We start from the raw sequence: 3,504 nt of genomic DNA, 5'->3' as shown, positions 1-3,504 counted from the left end.
CGAAGAAGGGTCAGTTTGTGTCGAATCAGTGGATGATCCAGCACCTGAAGGTTACGATGGTCCATCAGTTCTCCTAGTACATTTTGCCTGCGTATAGTGGAAAACGGTCCGTCAACGCAGTCACGCGAGCTCGAATCTGAGCCAGTTTCTCCTCGTCATCACGCCCCATGATCGTCTCGTCGATCAGGGCGGCGATCTCAACCATCTCCGGTTCGCGCATGCCACGAGTGGTCACAGCCGGAGTCCCAAGCCGCATTCCACTTGCCTTGTTTGGCGGCAATGGATCAAAGGGGATGGCATTCTTGTTGACAGTGATGCCTACAGTCTCGACAAGCGCCTGGACTTCTTTGCCTGTAACTCCCTTGGACGTCAGATCGACAAGCATAAGGTGAGTGTCGGTGCCGCCGGAAACGATGCGATAACCGCGCTCCGTCAGCGCCTGTGCCAAGGCTCTTGCATTAGCGAGAACCTGCTTCTGATAGGCGGCGAACTCGGGAGTCGCAGCTTGTCTCAGAGCAACCGCCTTCGCCGCGATAACATGTTCAAGAGGTCCTCCCTGACTGCCAGGGAACACAGCACTGTTGAGCTGCTTGGCGTACTTCTCCTTGTAGAGGATGATGCCTCCTCGAGGACCGCGAAGTGTTTTGTGCGTCGTCGTCGTGACGAAATCCGCATACGGTACCGGTGAAGGATGGACTCCTGCGGCGACCAGCCCAGCTATGTGGGCCATGTCAACCATCAGCAATGCACCGACCGAATCGGCGATCTCGCGGAAGCGAGGGAAGTCGATGGTACGCGGGTACGCGCTGGCACCTGCGATAATCAGCTTGGGATGCTCTGTTCGGGCCAGCTCGGCTACCTGGTCATAGTCAATGGTCTCGGTGTCCTTCCGAACGCCATAGGAAACGATGTGAAACAGTTTGCCCACAAGCGACACCGGGCTTCCGTGGCTCAGATGCCCACCGTCGGCAAGAGACATGCTCAGAATGGTGTCTCCTGGCTGTAGAACGGAGAAGTAGACCTCGAGGTTGGCTTGCGTTCCGGAGTGGGGCTGGACGTTTGCTCCCTCCGCACCAAAGAGCGCTTTGGCACGCTCAATTGCCAGCGTCTCGATGACATCAACNNCCCTCGGCGTACTTGTTTGTCAGGACTGAACCCTGTGCTACCAAGACCTCTTCGGACACAAAGTTCTCAGATGCGATGAGCTCAATGTTGTTCTGCTGGCGGTGCAGTTCCTTGTTCAGTGCATCAGTTACTTCAGGATCAACTCTCATCAAGCCTGTCATGACGACCTCCCATCTTTTTTTTTCAGCATTTCGTCGTTCGAATATTCTACCACGAATGGCCGACGACGACACTACTTGCGCACATTCATACTATACACGATTCCCCGTGCAGTCGCCTGCACCACCTGCCATGCATTCAGACCCCCCTGCAAATATCCGACGTACGGCTCACGAAGGGGGCCGTCGAAACTCAGTTCGATCGTGGATCCCTGGACAAAGGTTCCGCCTGCCATCAGTACTTCCGTCTCATATCCCTGCATGGGACTCGGCTCGGGTACAGCATCGGCGTCCAGCACAGAACATTCCTGCACAGCGCGCGCAAACGCTGCAAACCGTTCCCTTGACCCACACTCGATGCGCAACACAATGTCCCCGCGGAGCTCATGAGGGCCCGGATCCACGACGAAGCCGTTTTCCTGGAGAAGTGCACTCGCAAGAAGACTTCCCGTCAGAACCTGCTCAATTACCATCGGGGCAAAGAGCAAACTCCGCAGGAACGTCTCGGCAAATCCAAGATTTGGCCCAATCTCAGCACCCACTCCCGGACTCGAGTACCGGGTTGCGGCCAGGGCCACGGCCCTGGCAGTCCCCACCACGTAGCCGCCTGTCGGGGCAATCCCCGCTCCGATGTTCTTCATGAACGATGAGGCCAGCAGGTCCGCACCGTCCATTGTCGGTTCACGATCCTCGAGAAGGTCGCCATAACAGTTGTCGACAAGGACCAGACTCTTGGGCGAGACATGTTTCACCGCGGAAATCATTCGTGCGATTTCACCCTCGCGAAGCGCCTGGATGCGCTTGTATCCACGACTCCGCTGAATCAGGACAAGTTTTGGCAACTGGGCCAAGAAGCACCTCTCGAGCTGCTCCTCCCACTGCTCTGCAGGGGATGTCGTGATGTCGCACTGGACATAGCTGACACCAAACTCTTCAAGCGAACCATCAGATGGGCGGATTCCGATGATCTCGTCCATCGTATCGTAGGGAGCCCCGGTCACGGAACACAACAAATCTCCGGGGCGAAGCACCCCGAACAGCGCGATAGCAAGAGCATGGGTTCCAGAGATGATCTGCGGGCGCACCAGTGCAGCTTGTGCGCCGTACAGCAAGGCAAAAACGCGTTCGGTCTTGTCCCGTAAACTGTCCCCGATGCCATAACCCGACATTGGGCGAAGGTCCGATGTCGACAAGCCAACAGCGTGAAATGCGTCAAGGATACGCATGAAGTTTCGACGTTGAACTGCACGAATATCTGCAATTTCGGTCGCATACTCCACCTCGAGCTGCTGCGCACGTTCCGTGAGCTGGCGTTCCGTGATCATCTGCCCTGTCCTCCAGCAGCGGATTCGACGAGGGCTGCTGCCTCCGCCAGAACCAAATCAGGTGTTTGATTGGATACGTCGATCCAGTGAACGTCCTTCTCTCTTCTGAACCATGTCTCCTGACGTTTTGCGTAATTGCGTGTCCGCCTTTTCCAGAGCTCGATCGCCTCGTCGCGCCCTATCTCTCCGCGCATCCAGGCGCTCAGCTCTTTATAGCCTATACCCTGCATCGCGGTGTCGTCAGAGTTCAGACCATCCGCCAGCAGACGCCGCACTTCGTCTTCCATTCCTGCGGAGACCATGGTATCAACGCGCTGGTCAAGCCGTCTGTACAGTTCAGCCCGCTCTGCACGCAGACCAATGCGGAGGACTCGCCATGGGACCGGGTGCTGTCTCTGCTTCAGGGCACTTGGCAAGTCTCCTGACTCGGCACTCATCTCCAAGGCCCGCTCCAGTCGCCTCACATCGTTTGAGGCAATCTCGCGTTCTGCCACAGGATCGATTGCTCTCAGACGCGCGCGCAGCTCGCCCTCGGACAGCGTTCGCAACTGACTCCGCAGACTCGCATCGGGTTTCTCTGGCAGAAATTCGTATCCGTCGAGGACAGCCCTCACGTATAGGCCAGTCCCTCCCACCAGGATCGGCAGACGCTGCAAGCGGATCGCCGCATTCATAGCTTCGAGTGCCAGGAGCTGATATTGCGCGACGGAGAAGTGCTCTTTGGGAGGAACGACATCGATGAGAGCATGGGGAACGTCTAGGCGTTCTGACAAGCTGAGTTTCGCGGTGCCGACATCCATCCCCTCGTAGACCTGCATCGAGTCGGCAGAGATGATCGACCCTCCGAAACGACGGGCGATGCCCAGGGCAAGAGCAGTCTTGCCCGTTCCGGTGGC

At 57.3% G+C, this 3,504-nt stretch carries 2 protein-coding genes and 1 pseudogene; all 3 read right to left on the bottom strand.

From position 1 onward, the window contains the following. Positions 1-73: 73 nt before the first annotated feature. A pseudogene (locus SMC5_RS04660) lies at positions 74-1,286 on the bottom strand (serine hydroxymethyltransferase). 71 nt (positions 1,287-1,357) lie between these two features. Further along, the gene (locus tag SMC5_RS04655; RefSeq protein WP_119119793.1) at positions 1,358-2,608 is read right to left on the bottom strand and encodes a methionine gamma-lyase family protein; all 1,251 of its coding nucleotides are present in this window, start codon (positions 2,606-2,608) and stop codon (positions 1,358-1,360) included. Beyond that, a partial coding sequence (gene miaA, locus SMC5_RS04650; protein ID WP_119119792.1) for a tRNA (adenosine(37)-N6)-dimethylallyltransferase MiaA occupies positions 2,605-3,504 on the bottom strand: 900 nt, incomplete at its 5' end. The genes SMC5_RS04655 and miaA, both read right to left, overlap by 4 nt.

The sequence above is a fragment of the Candidatus Cryosericum odellii genome (genome assembly GCF_003570935.1).
GTDB classification, from domain to species: Bacteria; Caldisericota; Caldisericia; order Cryosericales; family Cryosericaceae; genus Cryosericum; species Cryosericum odellii.
This window is presented reverse-complemented; position numbering and strand designations above follow the sequence as displayed.